The organism is Actinomadura keratinilytica (genome assembly GCF_039539665.1).
In the GTDB taxonomy this organism is placed as follows: domain Bacteria; phylum Actinomycetota; class Actinomycetes; order Streptosporangiales; family Streptosporangiaceae; genus Spirillospora; species Spirillospora keratinilytica.
In genome coordinates, this window is the sequence record NZ_BAABDO010000242.1 from 1 (window position 1) to 2,436 (window position 2,436).

Here is a 2,436-nt window from a genome sequence, read left to right on the forward strand (position 1 = left end):
CACCGAGACCGCGACAACCCCGTGACCAGCGTGATCAGGATGGAAAAGGCTCAGTCAGGAGCTGGGCAGGACCATCACCGTCGAAGAGATGGGCTGGCCTCCTGACGAGCCGGACACCGTACCTGCGGCCGCCGGTCTACAGACTCCATGGACTGCGGCGGGGACCTTGCGCGCACTCCGTGCGGTCACCCACGCTGGCCTCATGGACCGGCGCCACTTCATGATGCTGATGGGCACAGCGCTGACCGCACCTGCCCACGAATGGCTCATCGCTCACCCCGCACAGGCCGCCGCACGCGCCGCTGGTTCCAAAGTCCCGATCAGTGTCGTCGACGACCTGGATCACATCACCGACCGACTGCGCCGCATGGACGACCAGATCGGCGGCGGGCAACTCCTCAGCCTGATCCACGAACACCTGCGGTACGTCACCACCCTGCTGGACGAACACAGCTACACGGCCACAGTCGGCCGCCGCCTGCACGCCACAGCCGGCGAACTGCTGCGCCTGGCCGGATTCGCCGCCTTCGACGACAACCAGCACGCACACGCTCAGCGTTACTGGATCGCCGGACTCCACGCCGCTCACACTGCTGGTGACCGCGCGCTGGGCGCCAACATACTCGGGTTCATGTCCTGCCAGGCCAAAGACCTCGACGGCGGCCGCGAGGCAGTGATACTCGCCGAAACCGCCCGCAGCGCCTACCCCGGCGCCAGCCCGAAGGTCAGGGCCATCCTTGCGCTCCGCGCAGCCGAAGCCAGCGCCAACGATCAGACCGCTACCGCTACCCGCCGCGCCGCCACCACGAACCGCGCGATCGACGCCGCCTTCGACGCCCTCGCCGACCAACCAACTTCCACCGGAGATCCCGGGTGGAGTTACTGGATGAACCTTTCTCAAGCTCACGCGCAGGCCGGCTACTGCCACATGAAGATCGGAGACTACCGCCAGGCGCGGTTCCACCTCCGCCGCGCGCTTAAACTCCAAGGCTCCACATACTCGCGCGAACGCGCCCTACGGAAGTTTCTCCTCGCCACCACCTACATCAAACAGCAACAGCCTGACCTCGACGCCGCGTTGGCCCAGGCGAACGAAGGAGTCGCCATCCTCAGCTCTGAGGTCAACTCCGCGCGGTGCCTGGGCCATCTACGCCGCTTCGCCGACGCGTTGACCCCGTTCCGCCGGTCCGCCCCGGCCAAGGACTTCCTCGCGCAATCCCGAGCGCTCATCAACAGCCGTCCGTAGCCGATCTGGTACCGATGTCGGCAAGCGGCCCACACTCGCGATCGGAGGTCCTATACGGCTGGCGACAATCGGCCCCTGACCCCACCGGATGGGACGACTACGAGCTGCTCAGGGGGCTGCCATGCGAAGTGTCGATTGGTGCGCGGCGGCACCCGGTGCGCTCTCCTGGCGCGGCTCGGTGATGAGCCCTACCGGGTGCCGCCGTGTTCTCATCTTCTCGCAGGTCACAAGATCCTGTCGGGTGGGGAGAGCTTGGGGACACCGTTGTTAGGCAGCATGTGCTCCACGCCGACGACGATGCATACGACTCCGTAGGGCGAACATGGCCGCTGCGTCCAGGTCTGCAGGCAGGGAACTCATGTGACGGTCCCGTTCAGTTCACGGGTGAGCCTGTCGATGCACCCGGTGACATCCTCGACACGTGCGATCGGTGACCCGTCGGCCAGCCAGCAGAACCACCAGCCGCCGTTGCGGTAGTCGCAACTCACGTTGACTGCGCGGCGCGGCTTTCCGTACCGCGAGACGTTGACCCAGGACACTCCGCGTTGCTGGACGAGGCGGCCATCCATGTCAGGGCGGACCTGGATGGCCGCATGGAGTGCGGCCAAGTGCTCGCGTCTGCGGTTGTGCGGCGTCGGCCGGTCGGTGGTCGCCGCGTGCCTTCCCCTGTCAAAGCTCATGGTTCACCTCACTTCTCAGATTGCGATTGCCGGTGGAGGCGGCGCGGTCAGTGGATTGGGGGGACGATCCCCGACGGCGCCGCCTCCACCTTCCTTGCTGGGCCGCTGGTCTTCCCACAACGGCCCTGCCCGGTGACACGTGAAGTCCCGCGAATCTCCACGGGTCACCGAAGCCCTTTTCAACTCGTCTCGGGCTCGACGGCTCCCGGAAGAGCAACTGGCATTGCGTGTCCTGACCGCTGGAGGCAAGAACGGTCATGCCTGGTAGCGGTGAGCAAGGTGCACAGAGCGTCGACAGCCAGTTCAAGATCGGGGTACAAGGCGAGATAGACGCCAGCGCCCTTCTCGTACCACCACTCGGCTCCGCCACCACGCGCCACTGCTATGGTTTCGTCGCAACGCGGCGCCTGTTCCGAGCACACTCTCAAACGAGGCGGGTTCTCGTCGCACTGCCTTAGGGCCTGTCCGGTCGATCTTGATGTTTGGCTGAGGACGATCTTGGGACTGTGT

2 protein-coding genes are annotated in these 2,436 nt (G+C 65.7%); one reads left to right on the forward strand and one right to left on the reverse strand.

Annotated elements, in window-relative coordinates:
• The first annotated feature begins 61 nt into the window (after nucleotides 1–61).
• Nucleotides 62–1,246 (forward strand): NsdA family TPR-like regulatory protein, encoded by a 1,185-nt coding sequence (locus ABD879_RS32435; protein ID WP_486303747.1) that lies wholly within the window; start codon nucleotides 62–64, stop codon nucleotides 1,244–1,246.
• A 356-nt stretch (nucleotides 1,247–1,602) separates the two neighbouring features.
• On the opposite strand, the gene ABD879_RS32440 is transcribed toward ABD879_RS32435, so the two are convergent.
• Nucleotides 1,603–1,926, reverse strand: a complete 324-nt coding sequence (locus ABD879_RS32440) for a hypothetical protein (RefSeq protein ID WP_345025609.1) — start codon at nucleotides 1,924–1,926, stop codon at nucleotides 1,603–1,605.
• Nucleotides 1,927–2,436: the final 510 nt, after the last annotated feature.

Coding starts and splice junctions, on each gene's coding strand:
- ABD879_RS32440 (WP_345025609.1), bottom strand. CDS start 1,926: ATGAGCTTTGACAGGGGAAGGCACGCGGCGACCACCGACCGGCCGACG.